This window comes from Streptomyces sp. NBC_00252 (assembly GCF_036187565.1).
Taxonomy (GTDB): domain Bacteria; phylum Actinomycetota; class Actinomycetes; order Streptomycetales; family Streptomycetaceae; genus Streptomyces.
The window spans coordinates 5,054,029-5,074,661 of the sequence record NZ_CP108087.1 but is presented as its reverse complement, the minus strand read 5'-3'; the positions used below and the strand labels follow the sequence as shown (position 1 = coordinate 5,074,661).

Annotated in this window: 18 protein-coding genes and 3 tRNA genes; 11 read left to right on the top strand and 10 right to left on the bottom strand. The window is 71.5% G+C overall.

The genetic code is table 11. From position 1 onward, the window contains the following. The first annotated feature begins 99 nt into the window (after positions 1-99). The 4 genes from purD to OHT77_RS22130 all read left to right on the top strand — a co-directional run bounded on the left by purD (position 100) and on the right by OHT77_RS22130 (position 6,270). Positions 100-1,353 carry a phosphoribosylamine--glycine ligase gene (gene purD / locus OHT77_RS22145; RefSeq protein WP_328830258.1) on the top strand — a complete coding sequence of 418 codons (1,254 nt, stop codon included), beginning with the start codon at positions 100-102 and terminating at the stop codon, positions 1,351-1,353. A gap of 371 nt (positions 1,354-1,724) precedes the next feature. After that, the gene (locus tag OHT77_RS22140; RefSeq protein WP_328834299.1) at positions 1,725-3,572 is read left to right on the top strand and encodes a hypothetical protein; all 1,848 of its coding nucleotides are present in this window, start codon (positions 1,725-1,727) and stop codon (positions 3,570-3,572) included. Positions 3,573-3,765: 193 nt separating this feature from the next. Further along, on the top strand, positions 3,766-5,277 hold the full coding sequence (locus OHT77_RS22135) for a N,N-dimethylformamidase beta subunit family domain-containing protein (protein WP_328830257.1): 1,512 nt from the start codon (positions 3,766-3,768) through the stop codon (positions 5,275-5,277). A gap of 93 nt (positions 5,278-5,370) precedes the next feature. Then, the gene (locus OHT77_RS22130) at positions 5,371-6,270 is read left to right on the top strand and encodes a phosphoribosylaminoimidazolesuccinocarboxamide synthase (protein WP_328830256.1); all 900 of its coding nucleotides are present in this window, start codon (positions 5,371-5,373) and stop codon (positions 6,268-6,270) included. A gap of 45 nt (positions 6,271-6,315) precedes the next feature. Here OHT77_RS22130 and OHT77_RS22125 read toward each other — a convergent pair. From OHT77_RS22125 to OHT77_RS22090, 8 genes are all read right to left on the bottom strand, one after another. After that, positions 6,316-6,388 (bottom strand) — tRNA-Gly (locus tag OHT77_RS22125). A 23-nt stretch (positions 6,389-6,411) separates the two neighbouring features. Further along, on the bottom strand, positions 6,412-7,029 hold the full coding sequence (locus OHT77_RS22120) for a response regulator transcription factor (RefSeq protein ID WP_328830255.1): 618 nt from the start codon (positions 7,027-7,029) through the stop codon (positions 6,412-6,414). 241 nt (positions 7,030-7,270) lie between these two features. Next, complete coding sequence (locus OHT77_RS22115) at positions 7,271-8,509, bottom strand: sensor histidine kinase (protein WP_328834298.1); 1,239 nt, start codon at positions 8,507-8,509, stop codon at positions 7,271-7,273. A gap of 17 nt (positions 8,510-8,526) precedes the next feature. Further along, complete coding sequence (locus OHT77_RS22110) at positions 8,527-9,300, bottom strand: ABC transporter permease (RefSeq protein ID WP_328830254.1); 774 nt, start codon at positions 9,298-9,300, stop codon at positions 8,527-8,529. Next, complete coding sequence (locus OHT77_RS22105) at positions 9,297-10,235, bottom strand: ABC transporter ATP-binding protein (RefSeq protein ID WP_328830253.1); 939 nt, start codon at positions 10,233-10,235, stop codon at positions 9,297-9,299. The genes OHT77_RS22110 and OHT77_RS22105 overlap by 4 nt, the downstream gene beginning before the upstream one ends. Before the next feature lie 123 nt (positions 10,236-10,358). Then, positions 10,359-10,434, bottom strand: a tRNA-Gly gene (locus OHT77_RS22100). An 83-nt stretch (positions 10,435-10,517) separates the two neighbouring features. Further along, positions 10,518-10,589: transfer RNA gene (locus OHT77_RS22095), tRNA-Gly, on the bottom strand. 125 nt (positions 10,590-10,714) lie between these two features. After that, positions 10,715-11,032, bottom strand: a complete 318-nt coding sequence (locus tag OHT77_RS22090) for a histone-like nucleoid-structuring protein Lsr2 (protein ID WP_019073805.1) — start codon at positions 11,030-11,032, stop codon at positions 10,715-10,717. Positions 11,033-11,403: 371 nt separating this feature from the next. Here OHT77_RS22090 and purS point away from each other — a divergent pair, with 371 nt between their 5' ends. From purS to purL, 3 genes are read left to right on the top strand one after another with little or no spacing between them, the layout of a single operon-like run. Then, on the top strand, positions 11,404-11,667 hold the full coding sequence (gene purS, locus OHT77_RS22085) for a phosphoribosylformylglycinamidine synthase subunit PurS (protein WP_266770661.1): 264 nt from the start codon (positions 11,404-11,406) through the stop codon (positions 11,665-11,667). Next, on the top strand, positions 11,664-12,368 hold the full coding sequence (purQ, locus tag OHT77_RS22080; RefSeq protein WP_266770663.1) for a phosphoribosylformylglycinamidine synthase subunit PurQ: 705 nt from the start codon (positions 11,664-11,666) through the stop codon (positions 12,366-12,368). The genes purS and purQ overlap by 4 nt, the downstream gene beginning before the upstream one ends. Beyond that, complete coding sequence (gene purL, locus OHT77_RS22075) at positions 12,365-14,623, top strand: phosphoribosylformylglycinamidine synthase subunit PurL (protein WP_328830252.1); 2,259 nt, start codon at positions 12,365-12,367, stop codon at positions 14,621-14,623. The genes purQ and purL overlap by 4 nt, the downstream gene beginning before the upstream one ends. 99 nt (positions 14,624-14,722) lie before the next feature. On the opposite strand, the gene OHT77_RS22070 is transcribed toward purL, so the two are convergent. Further along, positions 14,723-15,865: an FAD-dependent oxidoreductase gene (locus tag OHT77_RS22070; protein ID WP_328830251.1), complete on the bottom strand. Its 1,143-nt coding sequence runs from the start codon at positions 15,863-15,865 to the stop codon at positions 14,723-14,725. Between the two features lie 172 nt (positions 15,866-16,037). Here OHT77_RS22070 and OHT77_RS22065 point away from each other — a divergent pair, with 172 nt between their 5' ends. Further along, complete coding sequence (locus OHT77_RS22065) at positions 16,038-16,634, top strand: O-methyltransferase (RefSeq protein WP_328830250.1); 597 nt, start codon at positions 16,038-16,040, stop codon at positions 16,632-16,634. A 108-nt stretch (positions 16,635-16,742) separates the two neighbouring features. On the opposite strand, the gene OHT77_RS22060 is transcribed toward OHT77_RS22065, so the two are convergent. After that, positions 16,743-18,230 (bottom strand): MFS transporter, encoded by a 1,488-nt coding sequence (locus tag OHT77_RS22060; RefSeq protein WP_328830249.1) that lies wholly within the window; start codon positions 18,228-18,230, stop codon positions 16,743-16,745. A 95-nt stretch (positions 18,231-18,325) separates the two neighbouring features. On the opposite strand from OHT77_RS22060, the gene OHT77_RS22055 reads away from it, so the two are divergent. The 3 genes from OHT77_RS22055 to OHT77_RS22045 all read left to right on the top strand — a co-directional run bounded on the left by OHT77_RS22055 (position 18,326) and on the right by OHT77_RS22045 (position 20,606). Continuing rightward, complete coding sequence (locus OHT77_RS22055) at positions 18,326-18,970, top strand: TetR/AcrR family transcriptional regulator (RefSeq protein ID WP_328830248.1); 645 nt, start codon at positions 18,326-18,328, stop codon at positions 18,968-18,970. A gap of 315 nt (positions 18,971-19,285) precedes the next feature. Next, positions 19,286-20,083, top strand: coding sequence for a maleylpyruvate isomerase family mycothiol-dependent enzyme (locus OHT77_RS22050; protein ID WP_328830247.1), 798 nt, complete (start codon positions 19,286-19,288; stop codon positions 20,081-20,083). A gap of 64 nt (positions 20,084-20,147) precedes the next feature. Next, positions 20,148-20,606 (top strand): META domain-containing protein, encoded by a 459-nt coding sequence (locus tag OHT77_RS22045; RefSeq protein ID WP_328830246.1) that lies wholly within the window; start codon positions 20,148-20,150, stop codon positions 20,604-20,606. Positions 20,607-20,633: the final 27 nt, after the last annotated feature.

Here is a 20,633-nt window from a genome sequence, read left to right as displayed (position 1 = left end):
GACAAGCCCCCACCCACCGGCACCCCGCAAACAACCCGACCCCCACCCCGATCCCGGCCCCCACCCCGCCCCACCTCCAAGGTGACCTAGGCTGACCCCGTGAAGGTCCTCGTCATCGGTACCGGTGCCCGCGAACACGCCCTCTGCCGCTCCCTGTCCCTAGACCCCGACGTCACCGCCCTGCACTGCGCCCCCGGCAACGCAGGCATCGCCGAGGTGGCCGAGCTGCACCGGGTAGACCCCCTCGACGGCGCAGCCGTGGCCGAACTGGCGACGAAGCTCGGCGCCGAGCTGGTCGTGGTCGGCCCGGAGGCCCCCCTCGTCGCCGGCGTCGCCGACGCCGTACGCGAGGCGGGCATCCCGGTCTTCGGCCCCTCCGGTGAAGCCGCGCAGCTGGAGGGCTCCAAGGCCTTCGCCAAGGAAGTGATGGCGGCAGCCGGTGTGCCGACCGCCCGTTCCTACGTCTGCACGAACCCGGCAGAGGTCGACGAGGCCCTGGACGCCTTCGGTGCGCCGTACGTCGTGAAGGACGACGGACTGGCCGCGGGCAAGGGCGTCGTCGTCACCGCCGACCTCGAAGCGGCGAGGGCGCACGCGAACGCCTGCGAGCGGGTCGTCATCGAGGAGTTCCTCGACGGCCCCGAGGTCTCCCTCTTCGCGATCACCGACGGTGTGACCGTCGTCCCCCTCCAGCCCGCGCAGGACTTCAAGCGCGCGCTCGACGGCGACGAGGGCCCGAACACCGGCGGCATGGGCGCGTACTCCCCGCTGCCGTGGGCCGACCCGAAGCTGGTGGAGGAGGTGCTCCAGACCGTCCTCCAGCCGACCGTCGACGAGATGCGCCGCCGCGGCACCCCCTTCTCCGGCCTCCTCTACGCCGGTCTCGCGATCACGAGCCGCGGTGTGCGGGTCATCGAGTTCAACGCCCGCTTCGGCGACCCGGAGACCCAGGTGGTCCTGGCCCGCCTCAAGACCCCGCTGGCCGGTGTCCTGCTCGCCTCCGCGAACGGCACCCTCGACGACCTCGCCCCCCTGCGCTGGAGCGAGGACGCGGCGGTCACCGTCGTCATCGCCTCGCACAACTACCCCGGCACCCCCCGCACCGGCGACCCGATCACCGGCCTCGACGAGGTGGCCGCGCAGGACGCCCCGCACGCGTACGTCCTGCACGCCGGGACCAGGCACGACGGCGGCACGGTCGTCAGCGCGGGCGGCCGCGTCCTCTCCGTCACGGCCACCGGCACCGACCTCACCCAGGCCCGCGAGCGCGCCTACGCGGCCGTGGCCCGCGTCCGCCTCGACGGCTCCCAGCACCGCACGGACATCGCGGCGCGGGCGGCGGCGGACGCGTAACCGGCGACCCACCACCCGCGACAGCACCGGGCACCGCTCGGCACTCCCCGCACCGCCCAACAGCCCGGCACCGCCCGGAAAACACCCGGTGTCACCGGACTCCGATAAACCCGACAGGCCCCGAATCCGTCTCACGATTCGGGGCCTGATCCTTGCCCTCTGTCATCCACCTTTCCCCTGAGCCATTCCATCGAGTGACCGATCCCCCAACCGGCTGACGGGGGCCGGGGCCCCAACTATGGTGCGGCGCAAGCGTTCCGGCACTTGGCCCACCGGCATTGCGATGTCAGTGACGGGTGCCACAGTGGGGGAGTGAGCAACGCCAGCAGAGCGGGACAGCACGGAGGGGGTGAGGTCCGGTCGTGACCGGTATGGGTGTGGAGGCGGGCGCGCAGGCCGCGCGGTCCAGGGCCTTGGCCGTGCTGCGGATCCGCAGCCGGGCGCTGGCCGTCGCCCTGTTGCCCGCGGCCGTCGCGGTGATCCTGCTCGCGGGCGGTTCCACCGGCCATCTCGTGGGCCAGGGCTGGGACGTCTCCCGCTGGGTGATGGGCGTGGCCGCCGTCGTGGTGCTGCTCGCGGCCGGCGCCATCGCGCTGGTCGTCGCGCGGGCCCGCCCCGCGGTCAGTCCCACGGTCGCGATCGCCGAGGAGTCCGCCCCGGACCTGTACCGCATGGTGCGCGACCTGGCCGACCGCCTCGATGTCCCCGCACCCTCCGCGATAGCGCTCACCCCGGACTGCGACAGCTGGCTGGAGGACCGCACCCACCCGGCCCACGGCCCGCCCCCGCAGGAGGACCGCGACGAGATCACGGGCGTACGGGGCATCACCCCGGGCCGTTCCCGTCGTACGGCCGCCTCGCCCGTCCTCGTCATCGGCTCGCCGTTCCTGTGGTGGATGCGGGTGGGTGAGCTGCGCGCGGTGCTCGCGCCGGTCGTCGCCGGTACGGGACCCTCCGCGCACCCGGACATAGCCGCGGCCCGCCGTTTCGTACGGGGGCTGGACGCGGCGGTGGCCGTGACCTCGGCACCCCGCGGGCCCGTGTTCCGTTCGGTGCTCGCCGGTGTCGGCTGGGTCGCCCGGCTGCTGCTGCGCAGTTGCCGGGGCCACGCGGCCGAGATGGAGCGCGGGGTGGCCGCCGCTGCCGCCGAGCGCGCACAGGCTGTGGACTACGGCCTGCGGATCGTCGCCCAGGAGCAGGTGGGCCTGGCGTACGCGGGCTGGGACCGGCTGCTGACCAGGGTCGCGCTGCCCGCGTGGCGGATGGGCCGCTGGCCGTCCCGGCTGGACGCGGGTGTGGTCGCCGCGCTGACCGAGCTGTCCCGGCGCGACCGGCTGGCCGAGGGCTTCGCGTCCCGGCTCGGCGAGCGCCCGGCCTGTGACCTGCTGGAAGAGCCCGGTTCGATCGACGAGGCGACCTCGCTCCTCGCCGCCCGCCTTTTCCACGGCGGCCCGGCCGAGGCAGGTCCCGACTGGGCGCCGGTGGACTGGCAGGAGTATCCGGAGGAGGTCGTCGACCGTAAGTGGCGTACGGACGCGGCCCGTCTCCACCGCGTCCTGGACACCCTCGGCGTCCGCCGCGCCCCCGACCCGGCCATGCCCCATCACGACGCCCCGACCCTGGCCCGGGTGGTGGAGCACCTGACGGACCCGACGGCGGAGACCGTCCGGTACGGCGAGACGGACGGGGAGATCGGCGCCGCCGGACCGTTCGGCGCGGTCACCACCCCGCCCCCGTCCCTGGACACCCCGCTCCCCGAGCCGGAGCCGTACAGGGCGATGGCGGCCGACGACGACGAGGAGCTCGGCGAGGGCGGCTCACCGCACAGCGCGGCGCTCGCCGCGGGTCTCACCGCGGAGCTGGCGCGCGAGGAGGCCGCGACCCCGCCCCCGAGTTCGGCCCCGCCCGGCCAGGGCCCGGACACGGCACTCTGGGACGACGGTTCGCTCCCCCTCTTCCCGCTCCAACCACCTCGCACAGGGCGGGAGTTGCTCGCCGACCACGTCACGGCGATGGTGTGCTGCGCCGCGATGGACACGGCGGGCGCGACTCCCGGCCTCGACTGGCTCGACGGCCCGACGCTGCTCGTGAACGGCGAGCGGGCGGCCGACCTCGCCCCGAGAGTCCTCTGCCTCGTCGAGGACGGCGACCCGGCCCCCCTGCGGGCCTGGCTGATCGACCTCGGCATACGCCCCGAGAAGCCGGTGCGGCTTGTCTGACCCCGACCCACCTCCCGCTCCCACCCGGCCGTATCGGAACCGGGGCCTCCACTTTTGGTCAATTCGCGACGACCAGTGACAGGGTGCGTGCTTAATGTGATGTGCTGGGGCCGATCCCGTACGTGGCAAGGGCACGCGACATACGACAGTTGAACGAAGGACCACCACGGGGGCATGAAGGAGGGGAGCGACCATGGGGTCGGAGCAGATCCGCCGCTGGGAGTCGGGAGCGCTGGCGCACGCCGTCACGGACCCCTTCGGACAGGGCCCCGTCCCGTGGCTCCGGGGCAGCGAGACCTACTTCGACGACACCGGCCACGTCGTCCCCTGGTACGTGGACCCGACCCCGGCCCACGCCCCCCGCACGTCCGGCAGAAACGCTCCCAAGCTCCCCGCCCCGCGCGCGTCCGAGGGCGGCGGCCCCCGCTCCGCCGACGACGTCCGCCGCCAGATCAAGGGATTCACCTCGGCCGGGGCGGTCGCCCCCGGCGAGGCCCTCGACTTCCATGTCACGGTCGACCCGCCCCAGGAGTTCGCCGTCGACATCTACCGCATCGGCCACTACGGCGGTGACGGCGCCGCGAAGATCACCACCAGCCCGCGCCTCTCGGGCATCGTGCAGCCCCCGCCGCTCACCGCCGACCGCACGGTCTCCTGCCACCACTGGTGGCTGTCCTGGCGCCTGCAGATCCCGAGTTACTGGAGCATCGGCGCGTACGTCGCCGTCCTCACCACCGCCGACGGCTACCGCTCGCACATCCCGTTCACGGTCCGCGACAGCCATCCCGCCGACCTGCTCCTCCTCCTGCCGGACATCACGTGGCAGGCGTACAACCTCTATCCGGAGGACGGCCACACCGGCGCGAGCCTCTACCACGCGTGGGACGGCGCCGGCCGGCTCCTCGGCGAGTCCGAGGCCGCGACGACGGTCTCCTTCGACCGCCCGTACGCGGGCGCGGGCCTCCCCCTCCACGTGGGCCACGCCTACGACTTCATCCGCTGGGCCGAGCGCTACGGCTACGACCTCGCCTACGCCGACGCCCGCGACCTGCACTCGGGACGCGTGGACCCCACCCGCTACCGGGGGTTGGTCTTCCCGGGCCACGACGAGTACTGGTCGCTGCCCATGCGCCGTACCGTCGAACTCGCCCGCGAGCACGGCACGTCCCTCGTCTTCCTCTCCGCCAACACCATGTACTGGCAAGTGGAGTTGGGGCCTTCCCCGTCCGGCGTCCCCGACCGCCTGCTCACCTGCCGCAAGCGCCGGGGCCCGGGCAAGCCGGTGCTGTGGCGTGAAGTCGACCGTCCCGAGCAGCAGTTGGTGGGCATTCAGTACGCGGGCCGGGTGCCCGAGCCGCATCCCCTGATCGTGCGCAACGCCGACCACTGGCTGTGGGAGGCGACCGGCGCCGGCGAGGGCGACCCGATCGAGGGCCTGGTCGCGGGCGAGGCCGACCGGTACTTCCCGCGCACCCAGCTCCCCCCGCACGACGAGCGCATCCTGCTCGCCCACTCCCCGTACACGGACGGCGAAGGCGCCCTCCGCCACCAGGAGACCTCCCTGTACCGCGCGCCGTCCGGCTCCCTCGTCTTCGCCTCCGGCACCTTCGCCTGGTCCCCGGCGCTGGACCGCCCCGGCCATGTGGACGCCCGTGTCCAGCGCGCCACGGCCAACCTCCTGGACCGCATCTGCAAGCACGACTGAGCCCGTGACCAGCGGTCGGCCAACCCCGCGACCAGAGGCCGGCCACGCATACGGGACAATCGAGCCAGTTGGAGAGACCCACTGGAGGAACCCGTGTCCGGATTCGTAGAAAAGCCCGAGCCGCTCCAGGTTCCGGGCCTGACGCACCTCCACACCGGCAAGGTGCGCGAGCTGTACCAGAACGAGGCGGGCGAGCTCGTGATGGTCGCCAGCGACCGCATCTCCGCGTACGACTGGGTGCTGCCCACGGAGATCCCCGACAAGGGCCGCGTCCTCACCCAGCTGTCGCTCTGGTGGTTCGACCAGCTCGCCGACCTGACCCCCAACCACGTCCTCGGCACCGACCTCCCGCCCGGCGCCCCCGCCGACTGGGCGGGCCGCACGCTGATCTGCAAGTCCCTCCAGATGGTCCCGGTCGAGTGCGTGGCCCGCGGCTACCTCACCGGCTCGGGCCTGGTCGAGTACGACGACACCCGCACGGTCTGCGGACTGGCCCTCCCCGAGGGCCTGGTCGACGGCAGCGAACTCCCGGCGCCGATCTTCACCCCGGCGACGAAGGCGGCCGTGGGCGAGCACGACGAGAACGTGTCGTACGAGGAGGTCGCCCGGCAGGTCGGCGCGGAGACCGCCGCGCAGCTGCGGCAGGCGACCCTCGCGGTGTACGGGCGGGCCCGGGACATCGCGCGGGAGCGGGGGATCATCCTCGCGGACACGAAGTTCGAGTTCGGCTACGACGGGGAGACGCTGGTCGCGGGCGACGAGGTCCTCACCCCGGACTCGTCCCGTTTCTGGCCGGCCGAGACCTGGGAGCCGGGGCGCGCGCAGCCGTCGTACGACAAGCAGTTCGTGCGCGACTGGCTGACCGGCCCGGAGTCCGGCTGGGACCGCAAGAGCGAGCAGCCCCCGCCGCCGCTGCCGCAGCAGGTCGTGGACGCGACCCGCGCGAAGTACATCGAGGCGTACGAGCGCCTGACGGGCCTGAGCTGGAGCTAGGCACACGAGAAGACCCCGGTCCACTGGACCGGGGTCTTCGTCTTGAGCGGACGACCAGGTTCGAACTGGCGACCTCAACCTTGGCAAGGTTGCGCTCTACCAACTGAGCTACGTCCGCGCTGCGCCGTGGCGCGAGAGCAACTATACCCAACCTCGCTCGCGTGCGAGACGCACTGCCGTATGACGGTTCTCGGCCCCGAGTTTCGAGGCGGCGGAGGAGAGATAGTTGCGCACGGTGCCCTGCGAGAGCGCGGCCCGTTCGGCGATCTCCGCGACCGGCGCCCCGTCGGCGGCCAGTTCCAGCACCTCGGCCTCGCGGGCGGTCAGCGGGGAGTCCCCGGCGGAGATCGCGTCGGCGGCCAACTCGGGGTCGACGTAACGGTTTCCGGCATGCACGGTACGGATGATCTCCGCGAGCCGCTGCGCGCTGACCGTCTTCGGCACGAACCCGCGCACCCCGGCCGCGAGCGCCCGCTTCAGATGCCCCGGCCGCCCGTGCCCGGTCACGATCAGCACCCGGCACCCGGGCAGTTCGGCCCGCAACGATGTGGCCACCTTCACACCGTCCGCCCCCGGCATCTGCAGATCGAGCACCGCCACATCCGGCTCATGAGCCCGAGCCATGGCCAACGCCTCCGGCCCACTCGCCGCCTCAGCCACCACCACAAGATCATCCTCAAGCCCGAGCAACGCGGCGAGCGCCCCCCGAATGAGGTGCTCATCATCAGCAAGCAGGAGCCTTACGACGGGGCGGGTCATGGGGTGCTCCTGGTCGGGGTGGAGAGGGGATGAGGTAGCGGGGTGATCGTGAGGCGCCCTCGCCGGCAGCTGGCAGAAGTCGTACGGCGGATCAGGTCACCGGCCATCCGGCCCCGCTCACAGCCCGCCAGGATGCCCAGGTCGTTCGCGCGGCGCCCTCGCCCGCAGCTGTCAGAAGCCGTACCGCGCCTCCGGCCACCGAACACCCCACCACCCGGCCGACGTCCATCACTCACCACCGTCACGAGCCCCCACCCCCCGCCCCCGTCGCCGAGGGCACCGGGACCGTGGCCGTCACCCGGAATCTGTCGTCGTCCACCGCGCCCGCCTCCAGTTCGCCGCCGACCGCGGTCAGGCGTTCTCGCAGGCCGATCAGGCCCGCCCCGCTGCCCAGCTCGGGCAGTGTGCCCGCGACCTTGGCGCCGTCGTTCTCGACGGTGAGTACGACCTGGCCCCCGGTCACGCGTACCTCCACCACGCAGCGCCGCGCGTCCCCGTGCCGGAGGACGTTCGTCGTGGCCTCGCGGACCACCCAGCCGAGGGCCGACTGGACCTCGACCGGCAGCCCGGCCGCGTCGCCCGTGACCTCGCACTCGATGCCCGCGGCGCTCAACACGCCCTGGGCGCCCGCCAGTTCGAGGCGGAGGTCGGCCTCGCGGTAGCCCCGTACGACATCGCGTACCTCGTGCTGGGACTCGCGGGCGATCCGCTGGACCTCGATCATCTGCTCGACGGCCTCGGTGCGTCCCCGGCGTGCCAGTTGCACGGCCAGTTCGCTCTTGAGGGCGATCACCGACAGGTTGCGGCCCATGACGTCGTGGAGGTCGCGGCCGAACCGGAGCCGTTCCTCGGCGACGGCGAGGCGGGCGCGGGTCTCGCGGGCCTCGTCGAGTTCGTAGACGGCGTCGAGGAGCCAGACGGAGAACGCGGCGGTGAAGGCGAGCCCGCCGCCCGCGATGAGGACGGCCAGCGCGGTGCCGAGCGCGGCCGGGGCGGCCACCTCCAGCGGGAGCTGTGCGAGCAGCGTGCCGGCGACCGCGCCGGCCACCACCGCGAGGATCTGCCGCGGCCCGCGCAGCCCGAGCGTCAGCGTCCCGACGCCGAAGGTCAGCACCCCGACGAAGACCGTGCTCGCGGCGGCCCGCGCCTGGTCGTCGGCGGGACCCCGTTCGCGCAGGACCAGCGCGACCAGGGCGATCAGCACGGTCACCGCGCCGAGGAACCACATCAGCCGTACGGGCCGCGCGCGCCGGTCCCGGGTCCAGTCGAGCGCCCGGGACGCGGTCGCGGAGCAGAGCAGCGCGTGCACGGCCACGAGCGCCGCGAGCCAGGTCGCCGTACCGGCTCCGACCTGCCCGAACAGCGGCAGTCCGAGCGTGGTGACCTCGATCAGGGCGAAGAAGTGGAAGGACCACCGGGTGTACGTCTCGACCTTCCCGGGCGTGCTCTTGCGTCCCCACCAGCCGCCGGATGCCTGCATCACGTGGTCCCCGTACCTCAGCGCCGCGGTTCCCAGCGGAACCACCGCCGTACAGCAAACACCGCGAGGACGGTCCAGGCCAGCGCGGTCAGGACGGCGCCGAGCGCGTCGTAGCCGGAGAGGTCGCCGTTCCAGCCGCCGCTGATCAGCCGGATCGCGGGGGACAGGGGCAGGAACCGGCAGACGTCCGCGACCCGGTCGGGCAGCAGCTGGAGCGGGATGATGATCCCGGAGCCGAGCATGGACGCGAACAGCACCGGCAGCGCGGTCACCTGCGCGCTCTCCGCCGTCCTGGTCACGCTCGCCGTGAGGGCGGCCAGCGCGGCGCACAGGAAGAGCCCGAACAGCAGCCCCACGACGACGAGTTGGGGCATCACGGGAGCCCCGGCGTCCAGCAGCAGCGTGCAGGCGACGGCCAGCAGCACGGACTGGACGAGCCCGAGGAGCATCGACGGCAGCGCGGTCCCGGCGAGGATCTCGGGGTCGCCCAGCTCGCCGGTGCGCAGCCGCTTCAGGACCAGCTCCTCGCGCCGCGCGACGAACGCGCTGACCAGCGACGAGTACACGGCGAACAGCAGCGAGAACCCGATCGCGGCGGTCAGCATCACCGCGCCGACCGTCAGCCCCTCGCCCTTGAGATCCATCTGGTCGACGGCAGGCCGCACGCTGAACGGCAGCGCCAGCGGCACCAGCAGCGCCGTGACCACCGCACTCCGGTTCCGCCCCAGCAACGCCAGCTCGGCCCGCCCCAGCGCCCGCAGCCGCCCGGCCGGAGTCGTCGTGGCACTCATGCCGCCACCCCCTGCTCGCGCGCGATCCCGAGGAACGCCTCCTCCAGCGAGGCCGACCGCACTTCCAGCCGCCGCAGCTCGACCCGCCCCCGCTCGGCCCACACCAGCAGCCCGGTCGCCGCCCGCTGCGGCTCGTGCGTCTCCAGCCGTACGACCCTCCCGGCCACCTCGTGCCCGACGACCCCCAGCTCGGCGAGCGGCGGCAGATCCCCCACGAAGAATCCGGCGGGCAGTTCGAAGGAGATCCGCGAGGGCCGCCCGGCCGTCACCTCGGCCGGGGTCCCGGTGACCGCGATCCGCCCCTCACGCATGATCGCGAGCCGGTCGGCGAGCCCCTCCGCCTCCTCCAGGTAGTGCGTGGTCAGCAGCACGGTCGTCCCGCCGTCCCGCAGCGCCCGCACCAACTCCCAGGTGTCCTGGCGCCCTTCGGCGTCGAGACCGGTCGTCGGCTCGTCGAGGAACAGCACCTCGGGCGACCCGAGCAGCGCCAGCGCGAGATCGAGCCGCCGCCGCTCACCCCCGGACAACTGCTTCACCCGTACGTCCGCCCGCCGCGCGAGCCCGACGAGACCGAGCGCCTCCGCCTCGGGCCGCGCCCCGCTCGTGCACCCGGCCCACATCCGCGCGGTCTCGGCGACAGTCAGCTCGGACGGGAACCCGCCCTCCTGCAGCATCACCCCGGTCCGCGGCCGTACGGTGGCCCGCTCGCGGTAGGGGTCGTGGCCGAGGACGCGCACCCGGCCGCCGGACGCCGGTGCGAGGCCCTCCAGGAGTTCGACCGTGGACGTCTTGCCGGCGCCGTTGGTGCCCAGGAGCGCGAAGACCTCCCCGCGCCGCACGGAGAAGCTGATCCCTCGCACGGCCTCGAACCCGCCCCCGTACACACGGCGTAGGTCAGTGACCTCAATCACGTGTTCGTGTTCGTTGGTGTCCATGACTTCAGCGTCCCGGCGGCGGGGGCGCGGGAGCAGTGCGCGGTGTCATCACTCGGCATGACAAATGTCAGTCGGGCCCGGGGCACACAAAAAACCCCGGTCCACCCGGACCGGGGTTTTTGCTGGAGCGGACGACCAGGTTCGAACTGGCGACCTCAACCTTGGCAAGGTTGCGCTCTACCAACTGAGCTACGTCCGCATTGCCTCCGACCGGCTCTCACCGATCGGCGCGAGCACCAGCCTACCCGATCCAACAGAGTGGTCCGGACGGTGATGCTGCAGAGCGGGTGACAGGAATTGCACACTGCGCCTTCCCCCTGGAAGGGGGATGTTCTGCTACTGAACTACACCCGCATGTACTCCGTGAGCTGGGCCTTTCGGCCTCGCCCCTCGGCGTGCTCCGAACTCTAGCTGACCAGGAGGGGTGCAGCGCAAGTCGGTTGTCCCGAGGGGCCGGTGACCGGCTGTCGGCTCACGTCCTACTGCGCGGCGGCGAACGCCTCGTAGACCTTCTTGGGGATGCGTCCGCGCGCCGGCACGTCCATCTTGTTCGCCTGGGCCCAGGCCCGGACGGCCGCCGGGTCGGGTGCCACCTCGGTCTGGCGGTAGGCCTTGCCCGACCTCGACCGCTTGCGACCTGCGTCCACGTACGGCGCGAGCGCCTTACGCAGTTTCTTGGCATTGGCTTGATTCAGGTCGATCTCGTACGACTTGCCGTCGAGTCCGAAGGCGATCGTTTCCGCCGCTTCCGAGCCGTCGATGTCGTCAAAGAGAGTGACCACGACCTTCTGCGCCACGAATATCGGTCCCTTCGTGCGACCCCTCCGACACCTCTATCCGTGAGGACGTACGGAGACGCCACGGAGGTGCGGAGATGTCGACTGTCCGCCTGTTAATGGGCAAAGTATCGGCTATTGCCAATTCATTTGTACAGTGCCCGGCAATGCAATGTGAAGCCCGACTAAATCTTCCCGCGTGTCTCCGCGCAATAGGGAACCGGGATCGATCCGGGATCTTTCCCTGAACTTTTCGTGAAGACCCCTGCCCGACACCGGATCGTGATGGTCATCACGTAGATTCCTACAACTCTACCCGCGTAGAAATTTTGTGCAGGTAGTCTGAAGTCACCTGCAGGGACCTGCTCAGCACCACACCACCGGGAGTGCCCGTGGCACGCGTCGTAGTCGACGTCATGCTCAAGCCGGAGATCCTCGACCCCCAGGGCCAGGCGGTGCAGCGCGCACTGCCGCGCCTGGGATTCGACGGGATCTCGGACGTACGTCAGGGAAAGCGATTCGAACTGGAAGTGGACGGACCGGTCGACGAGGCCGCGCTCGCCCGCATCCACGATCTTGCGGAATCCTTCCTCGCGAACACCGTGATCGAGGACTTCACGGTGCGCGTCGATGAAGTCGCGGAGGCCGCGAAGTGACCGCTCGTATTGGCGTCGTCACTTTCCCCGGCAGCCTGGACGACCGCGACACCCAGCGCGCGATCCGTCTCGCCGGTGCCGAACCGGTAGCCCTCTGGCACAAGGACAAGAACCTCCACCAGGTCGACGCCGTCGTCCTCCCGGGCGGTTTTTCCTACGGCGACTATCTGCGCGCGGGCGCCATCTCCCGTTTCTCGCCGGTGATGGAGACGGTCATCGAGCAGGCGAAGTCGGGACTCCCCGTCCTCGGAATCTGCAACGGCTTCCAGATCCTCACCGAGGCGCACCTCCTCCCCGGCGCGATGCTCGGCAACAACCACCTCCACTTCATCTGCCGTGACCAGAAACTGCGGGTGGAGAACGCGGACACCGCCTGGACCAGCGACTACAGCGCCGGCCAGGAGATCCACATCCCGCTGAAGAACATGGACGGCCGCTACGTCGCCGACGAGCACACGCTCGACGAGCTGGAGGCGGAGGGCCGCGTCGTCTTCCGCTACCTGGCCCGTGGCGGAGCCACTGATGAACCCGGCAACCCGAACGGCTCGCTGCGCGACATCGCCGGCATCACGAACGCCGCCGGGAACGTCGTAGGCCTCATGCCGCACCCGGAGCACGCCGTCGAGCCGCTCGTCGGGTCCGGCCGCACCGACGGCCTTCCCTTCTTCACCTCGATCCTCAAGAAGCTGGTCAACGCATGAGCCGGACGCCTCTGGACACGGTCGAGCACGCGGCCGAGACCCCCGACGTCGAGCTGCCCTGGGCCGAACTCGGCCTGAAGAAGGACGAGTACGAGCGCGTGGTCGAGATCCTCGGCCGCCGCCCGACCGGCGCCGAGCTGGCCATGTACTCCGTCATGTGGTCCGAGCACTGCAGCTACAAGTCCTCCAAGGTCCACCTCCGCCAGTTCGGCGAGAAGGCCCCCCAGTCGGACGCCCTCCTCGTCGGCATCGGCGAGAACGCGGGCGTGGTCGACGTCGGCCAGGGCTACGCGGTCACCTTCAAGGTGGAGTCGCACAACCACCCGTCCTACGTCGAGCCCTACCAGGGCGCGGCCACGGGCGTCGGCGGCATCGTGCGCGACATCATCGCGATGGGCGCCCGCCCGGTCGCGGTCGTGGACCCGCTGCGCTTCGGCGCGGCCGACCACCCCGACACCAAGCGCGTCCTGCCGGGCGTCGTCGCGGGCATCGGCGGCTACGGCAACTGCCTGGGCCTGCCCAACATCGGCGGCGAGGTCGTCTTCGACGCCTGCTACCAGGGCAACCCGCTGGTCAACGCCGGCGCCATCGGCGTCATGCGGCACGAGGACATTCACCTCGCGAAGGCCTCCGGCGCGGGCAACAAGGTCATCCTCTACGGCGCCCGCACGGGCGGCGACGGCATCGGCGGCGCGTCGATCCTCGCCTCCGAGACCTTCGACGACGCCAAGCCGTCGAAGCGTCCCGCGGTCCAGGTGGGCGACCCCTTCCAGGAGAAGCTGCTCATCGAGTGCACCCTGGAGGCCTTCGCCGAGAAGCTGGTCGTCGGCATCCAGGACCTCGGCGCGGCCGGACTCTCCTGCGCCACCAGCGAGTTGGCGTCCAACGGCTCCGGCGGCATGACCGTCACCCTGGACGACGTACCGCTGCGCGACTCCACGCTCTCGCCCGAGGAGATCCTCATGAGCGAGTCGCAGGAGCGGATGTGCGCCGTCGTCGAACCGGCGAAGGTCGACCGCTTCCTGGAGATCTGCGAGAAGTGGGACGTCATCGCCACCGTCATCGGTGAGGTGACCGACGGCGACCGGCTGGAGATCTTCTGGCACGGCGGCAAGATCGTCGACGTCGACCCGCGCACGGTCGCGCACGACGGCCCGGTCTACGAGCGCCCGTACGCCCGCCCGTCCTGGCAGGACGCGCTCCAGGCCGACGACGCCAACAAGCTTGCCCGGCCCGGCACTTCGGAGGAACTCCGGGACCAGGTCCTGGCCCTGGTGTCGTCCCCGAACCAGGCGTCCAAGAAGTGGATCACCTCGCAGTACGACCACTTCGTGCAGGGCAACACGGTGCTGGCGCAGCCCGAGGACTCGGGCATGATCCGCATCGACGAGGAGACCGGCCTCGGGGTCGCCATCGCGACGGACGGCAACGGCCGGTACGCGAAGCTCGACCCGTACGCGGGCGCCCAGTTGGCGCTCTCGGAGGCGTACCGGAACGTGGCGACGACGGGCGCGAAGCCCCTCGCGGTCTCCGACTGCCTGAACTTCGGTTCGCCCGAGGACCCGGCGGTGATGTGGCAGTTTGCGGAGGCCATCCGTGGACTGGCGGACGCCTGCCAGCAGTTGGGCACGCCGGTCACCGGCGGCAACGTCTCCCTCTACAACCAGACGGGCGACGTCGCCATCCACCCGACCCCCGTGGTCGCGGTGCTCGGCGTCATCGACGACGTGGCGCGGCGCACCCCGGTCGCGTTCCAGGAAGAGGGCCAGCTCCTCTACCTGCTGGGCGACACCCGTGAGGAGTTCGGCGGCTCGGCCTGGTCCCAGGTCGTCCACGACCACCTCGGCGGACTGCCCCCGAAGGTCGACCTGGAGCGCGAGCGGCTGCTCGCCGAGATCCTGATCTCCGCCTCCCGCGACGGCATGATCGACTCCGCGCACGACCTGTCCGACGGCGGTCTGATCCAGGCGGTCGTGGAGTCGGCGCTGCTGGGCGGGAAGGGCGCGCGGCTGATCGTGCCCGACGGCCTGGACGCGTTCACCCTCCTCTTCTCGGAGTCGGCGGGCCGCGCGGTCGTCGCCGTCCCGCGCTCGGAGGAACTCCGCTTCAACGACATGTGCGGCGCGCGGGGTCTGCCCGTCACCCGCATCGGTGTCGTCGACGGTGAATCCGTGGAGGTCCAGGGCGAGTTCACGCTCACCCTGGAGGAACTCCGCGAGGCGCACGAGGCGACGATCCCGGCGCTGCTGGCGTAGCACCGCCTGGCAGAGGACGACGAGAACGTTCGTGGAACGGTCGGCGTGACCGTTCCACGAACGTTTTTTGTTGCCCGCCGATCCGCGGCCTCTACCGCTCTACTGCTCCCGCCCCTCCTGCCAGTCCGGCCCGAAGGCCTTGATCAGCTCCTGGCCCATGGACTCGTTGACGGCCACGGCCTCGGCCGCCGCCGTGGCGCTACGGGGGAAGAGCGCCGCCTCGTATGCGGTGAGCGCGGCCTCGATGTCGTCGGGGTGCTCGGCGATGAGCTTGCCGAGTTCGGCACCGTCCTGCATCGCCAGGTTGGCGCCCTCGCCGTCCGGCGGCGAGAGATGCGCGGCGTCACCGAGGAGGGTCACTCCCGGTATCCGGTCCCAACGGTGGCCGATCGGCAGCGAGTTGAGCGGCCGTACGGCGAGAGGGGTGTCGCTGTCGGTGATCAGGGCGGTGATCTCGGGGGCCCAGCCCTCGAACTCGGCGGCGATGCGTGCGGTGGCCGCGGCCGCGTCGGTGAAGTCGATGGCGGCGAACCACTCCTGCGGCTCGGCCAGCGTCACATAGGCGTGCAGGGTCTCGCCGCTCTCGCGGTGCGCCCCGATCCACTTCCCGCTCGCTCCGGTGTCCGGGGCCAGCGCGAACAGCGAACCGCCGCCGACCGTTTTCGCGGCGGCCGGGTGCCGGGTCTCGCTTTCGTACAGGTAGGCCTCGACGAACGACCTCCCGAAATACGTGGGAGTCGCGTCGGACAGCAGCGGGCGCACCCGTGACCAGGCGCCGTCCGCGCCGACGAGGAGGCCGGTGACGATCGTGCCGCCGTCGGCGAAGGCCACCTCGTGGCGGCCGTCGTCGAGGGTGCGGGCGCCGGTGACCTTGTGGCCCCAGCGCACGGCGTCGGCCGGGAGCGAGTCGAGCAGGATCTGCCGGAGCTCGCCGCGCTGCACTTCGGGCCGGCCGCCGGTTCCGTCGTCGGGTTTGTCGAGCAGGACGGTGCCGTCCCGGTCGAGGATGCGGATGGCCTGCCGTCCCTCCAGGATGATGGCGCGGAATTCGTCCATCAAGTCGGCTTCCTTCAGGGCGAGTTGGCCGTTGTAATCGTGGATGTCGAGCATCCCGCCCTGCAACCGGGCCGTGGGGGAGGGATCCGCCTCGTAGACCGTGGCAGAGATGCCGTGGACGTGCAGGACGCGGGCGAGGGTCAGTCCGCCGAGTCCGGCGCCGATGATCGTGACGTGTGTGGTCATGACGGTTCCTTGCGGGTCGAGGGCCTGCCGGACGGTCATCCGACCGGTGCTCAGGAACGCTCCCAGCGCCGACCGACAACCCACCGACGCGCCACCGACGCCGCACCGACACCACCGACAGCCGACCGACACGGCTGTTGCGCGGCAGGCACGGCGCTTGCATCATCGCCGGATGGACGACACCCCGCGCTCCGCCCCAACTGCCCTGCTCCGCCTGCGTGTTGCGGCTTCCGCCGCGGATTTCACCAGGTCCTGCGACGCGCGCACCGGCAGCCTGCTGGCCGCGCTCGCCGCGGCCCGCCCGGCCGGTCGCGTCCTCGAACTCGGCACCGGAGTCGGCGAGGGCACCGCCTGGCTGCTGAGCGGGATGGACCGGGCCGCGCGCCTGACCACCGTCGAACTCGACGCCGGCGTCCAGGCGACAGCCCGCGAGGAACTGTCCGCCGACCCGAGGGTGACTTTCGTGACGGCGGACGCGGGGCGCTGGCTGGAGGAGTACTCCGGTGACCCCTTCGACCTGGTCTTCGCGGACACCTGGCCCGGCAAGTTCACCCACCTGGAACGGGCCCTGGACCTCGTCGCCCCCGGCGGCACCTACCTGATCGACGACCTGACCCCCCAGCCGGACTGGCCGGAGTCCCACGCGGCCGCGGTGACCCGCCTGTTGGCCGAACTGGACGCCCACCCGGACTTCCGCTCCGTCCGCCTGGCGTGGTCGAGCGGCCTGGTCATCGCGGTGCGGGGTGCGCCGGGAGGGCACGAGCGGTAGGTCGGCGACGGGGGTCGCTGGAAGCCAGGTGTTCCTCTGACCACTGCCGCGCCACCTGAACACTCAGAACCTGAACACTTGGAACCTGAACGGTCAGAACCTGAACGGTCAGAAATGCCCCCGGCTTCCGGAGGATGCCGGTGCGGGAACGTCGGCCACGATCCGCGCCGCCTCCCGGGGACCGGAGTGCCTCGGCAGCCGCAGGCCCATCAGCACGCACGCCGCCATCAGCACCGCCCCGCACAGGAACACCGTGTCCATCGCGTCGACGTACGACCGCACCCCCGCCACCCGCGCCGCGCCGGTCAGGGCCGTGAGCGGGCCGGGGCCGTCGTACAGCCTGGTGATCACCGTGCCGAAGAGGGCCGCGCCCAGTGCCGTGCCCAGGGTCTGGAAGAAGCGGATGGCGGTGGTGGCCACGCCCAACTGGTGTCGCGGGGCCGCGTCCTGGACCAGCTGGATCAGCTGGCCGAGGAGCAGGCCAAAGCCCATGCCGACGAGGAGCAGGTCGCCGCGGAGCAGCCAGAGGGACGTGTCCGTGCCCAGGGTGGACAGCGACAGGAACGCCACCGCGCCGATCGCGGAACCGGCTATCGCGAAGGTCCGCTCGTGCCACCCGCGTTCCGTGAGCTTGGCCGAGAGGACGCCAACCACGGTCATGCCGAGCGCCATGGGGAGCAGATAGAGGCCGGCCGAGGAGCTGGCGATGCCACGGGCCACCTGGAGATAAACCATGACGTAGTACATGGCGCCCACCATCGCCGCCCCCATCAGCCCCTGGATCGCGAACCCCCACCGCAGCTCCGGCACCCGGAACAGGGACAGCGGCAGGATCGGCTCGGGCGCCGTCCGCTGGCGCTGCAGGAACAGGGCGAGCGCGGCCACCGCGGCCAGGGCAAGACCCACGATCTGCGGTGACGACCACGCGTACTGCTTGCCGCCCCACTCCGTCATCAGCAGCAGCGACGCGGAGAACGCGGCGGCGAGGGCGGCGCCGAGGAAGTCGATGCGGTGCCGGTGCGCCTGCCGGGGGAGTTTCAGGACGAGCGCGCCGAGGACCAGGACGGTCAGGCCGAGCGGCAGGTTGACGTAGAAGATCCAGCGCCAGCTCGCGTGGTCCGCGAGGAGGCCGCCGATCCACGGGCCCAGCGCCATGCCGCCGCCGGAGACGATCCCGCCCATGCCCGCGCCCTTGGAGTCCTTCGCGCCGGGGCCTCTCAGCTGGGCGATCACGACCATCGTGACGCTCATCAGCCCGCCCGCGCCGATCCCCTGCACGGCCCGCGCGGCGATCAACTCCCCTATGGACTGGGCCGCCCCGCACAGCGCCGAGCCGACGAGGAAGACGCCCACCGCCGTCAGGAACACGCGCTTGGCGCCGAGGGTGTCGCACAACTTGCCGTAGAGCGGAAGCACCGCGGCCGACGCCAGCGCGAACGCGCTGACCAGCCACGGGATCTTGTCGATGCCGTGGGCGGGGTCGAGGTCACGGACGATCGGCACGGTGGCCGCGGACACGATCTGCATGTCCAGGACGGCCAGAACGATCGTCACCAGACAGACGAGGAAGCCGATACGGCGCTGGGTCTCTGTCATGCCACCACGATGAGGCAGACGCATATACCGAGTCAATCTTTTTTCCAGGATTATTTTTCGGCCCGGATCATAATTCGTCTTGGTACAGTGGAGTCATGGCTGCTGAGGCGATGGGGCTGCGCGAGCGCAAGAAGATCCAGACGGAGCTGCGGATCTACCGCACGGCCGTGGAGCTGTTCCTGGAGAAGAGCTTCGACGCGGTCTCCGTGCAGGAGATCGCCGACGCGGCCGAGGTCTCGAAGATGACCGTCTTCAACTACTTCGGGACCAAGGAGGACCTGGTCTTCCGCCCCATCGAGGACCACTTCTCCGACGCCGCTCGCGCCGTCCGCGACCGCGCGCCCGGCGAGTCCGCGGTGGCCGCCGTGCGTCGGCAGTTCCTGGAGATGATCGAGACCCGCGATCCGTCGATAGGGCTGCACGTCGAGCCGTTCGGGCGCCGGATCCGCCGGCTCGTCATGGAGACCCCGGTCTTGATGGAGCGCGCCTACCTCACCTCGGAGAAGGGCGCCCGCGAGCTGGCCGACCTGCTCAAGGACGAGACCGGCGACCCCGTCCTCGCCCTGATCGCCGCCGCCACCCTCACCGCCGCGCGCAACGCCCTGGTGGAGGACCACCACCGCCGCCTCGAAGCCGGCGAACCCCTGGAGGAGGTCGTCGCGGACGCCGCCGACCGCGCCCGGCACGCCTTCGCCCTGGTGGAGGGCGGCCTCGGGGACTACGCCCGCAGACCCGCCTGACCCGGGAAGCGAACCCGCCTGACCCGGGAGACAGACCGCCTGACCCGGGAGACAGACCGGCCCGCAGACCCGCCTGAGCCGGGAAGCGGACCCCCCTGACCCGGAAGACAGACCCGCCTGACCCGAGAGGCAGGCCCGCCTGACCCGGGAGACAGACCGGCCCGCAGACCCGCCTGAGCCGGGAAGCGGACCCCCCTGACCCGGGAGGCAGACCCGCCTGACCCGGGAGGCAGACCCACCTGACCCGAGAGGCAGACCCGCCTGACCCCGGAAAACGCCGTGAGCCGCCCCGGCCCGAGGATTAGGCTCACCGCCATGCCACCGGCCAAGAAGCGCGCGCGTACCTACGACCCGGCCAAGACCCGCCTCGCGGTACAGGCCCAGTTCGGGAACGTACGGAAGGCGGTGGCGACCCTCACGCCCGACCAACTCGCCCTGCCCACACGGCTGGGCGACTGGACCGTACGCGAACTCGTCGCGCACATCGGCATGGCGCTCACCGCGATCCACCGCTCCCTGGACCGCCCCGCCCCGCCCGCGCAGGACGTCGTGCTCCTCGACTGGCCCTTCGCCACCTCGGCCAGCTCCGAGGCCATCGCCGACTTCACCCGCACCCTCGCCGCGGACCACCCCGACCTCGACACCTACCTCGCCGACATCGACCGCACCCTCGGCGAACTCCTCGACACCCACCCCGGCACCCGGCTGCTGGAGACCAACGCCGGCGCGCTGCCCCTCGCCGACTACCTCGTCACCCGCACCGTCGAACTCGTCGTCCACACCGACGACCTCAACGCCGCCGTCCCCGGCCTCGACATCCCCTACGACCGCCAGGCCCTCGCCGCCTGCACCCGGCTCCTCGCCGACGCCCTCGCCGCGAAGGCCCCCGGCGGTTCGACCGAGGTGCGCGTCCCGCCGTACGCCGTCGTGCAGTGCGTCGAAGGGCCCCGGCACACCCGCGGCACCCCGCCCAACGTCGTCGAGACCGACCCCCTGACCTGGCTCCGGCTCGCGACCGGGCGGACCCGGTGGAAGGACGCCGTGGAAGAGGCGAAGGTCAGCGCGAGCGGGGAGCGGGCGGATCTGAGCGCGCTGCTGCCGATCATGGGGTGACCCCGAGAGCCCCTTCGGAGAGGCGCGGAGGGAACCCGCCCCGCGTCCCTCCCGTCCCACCCCCATGGACACACAGCGATTCACCCTCGCCGTCCTGACCCTCGTCCCGCTCGTGGTCGCGTGCGGCAGCCAGAAGGCCGACACCGACACCGGCACCGGCAGCGGCTCCGTCGACGCGCGGCGGCCCGTCACCGGGGTCGACTGGCGGGTGCAGGGCATCACCGCGGGCGGCACGGCCAGGAAGGTGCAGGGCAAGCCGTACCTCGCCTTCGACGCGAAAAGCGGCAAGGTCGGCGGCCGGCTCGGGTGCAACGCCGTCAACGCGACGGCCACCGTCCGTGCCGCGCAGATCACACTCGGCCGCCCCTCCACCACCCGAATGATGTGCGACGCCTCACTCATGGGCACCGAACGCGCCCTGCTCGGCCTCTTCGACGGCCGGGTCGACTACCGAGTGGATCACGACACCATCACGCTGACCAGCGAAAACGGCACGATCGTGCGGGCCGTCGCCGACAAGTGATCCACTACCGGCGAGTAACCCGAATTC

What these genes read in the sequence shown, in the direction of transcription:
- OHT77_RS22140 (WP_328834299.1), top strand. Translation starts at nt 1,725, where the DNA reads ATGGGTGTGGAGGCGGGCGCGCAGGCCGCGCGGTCCAGGGCCTTGGCC.
- OHT77_RS22135 (WP_328830257.1), top strand. Translation starts at nt 3,766, where the DNA reads ATGGGGTCGGAGCAGATCCGCCGCTGGGAGTCGGGAGCGCTGGCGCAC.
- OHT77_RS22120 (WP_328830255.1), bottom strand. Translation starts at nt 7,029, where the DNA reads ATGACCCGCCCCGTCGTAAGGCTCCTGCTTGCTGATGATGAGCACCTC.
- OHT77_RS22115 (WP_328834298.1), bottom strand. Translation starts at nt 8,509, where the DNA reads ATGCAGGCATCCGGCGGCTGGTGGGGACGCAAGAGCACGCCCGGGAAG.
- OHT77_RS22110 (WP_328830254.1), bottom strand. Translation starts at nt 9,300, where the DNA reads ATGAGTGCCACGACGACTCCGGCCGGGCGGCTGCGGGCGCTGGGGCGG.
- OHT77_RS22105 (WP_328830253.1), bottom strand. Translation starts at nt 10,235, where the DNA reads ATGGACACCAACGAACACGAACACGTGATTGAGGTCACTGACCTACGC.
- purL (WP_328830252.1), top strand. Translation starts at nt 12,365, where the DNA reads ATGAGCCGGACGCCTCTGGACACGGTCGAGCACGCGGCCGAGACCCCC.
- OHT77_RS22070 (WP_328830251.1), bottom strand. Translation starts at nt 15,865, where the DNA reads ATGACCACACACGTCACGATCATCGGCGCCGGACTCGGCGGACTGACC.
- OHT77_RS22065 (WP_328830250.1), top strand. Translation starts at nt 16,038, where the DNA reads ATGGACGACACCCCGCGCTCCGCCCCAACTGCCCTGCTCCGCCTGCGT.
- OHT77_RS22060 (WP_328830249.1), bottom strand. Translation starts at nt 18,230, where the DNA reads ATGACAGAGACCCAGCGCCGTATCGGCTTCCTCGTCTGTCTGGTGACG.
- OHT77_RS22055 (WP_328830248.1), top strand. Translation starts at nt 18,326, where the DNA reads ATGGCTGCTGAGGCGATGGGGCTGCGCGAGCGCAAGAAGATCCAGACG.
- OHT77_RS22050 (WP_328830247.1), top strand. Translation starts at nt 19,286, where the DNA reads ATGCCACCGGCCAAGAAGCGCGCGCGTACCTACGACCCGGCCAAGACC.
- OHT77_RS22045 (WP_328830246.1), top strand. Translation starts at nt 20,148, where the DNA reads ATGGACACACAGCGATTCACCCTCGCCGTCCTGACCCTCGTCCCGCTC.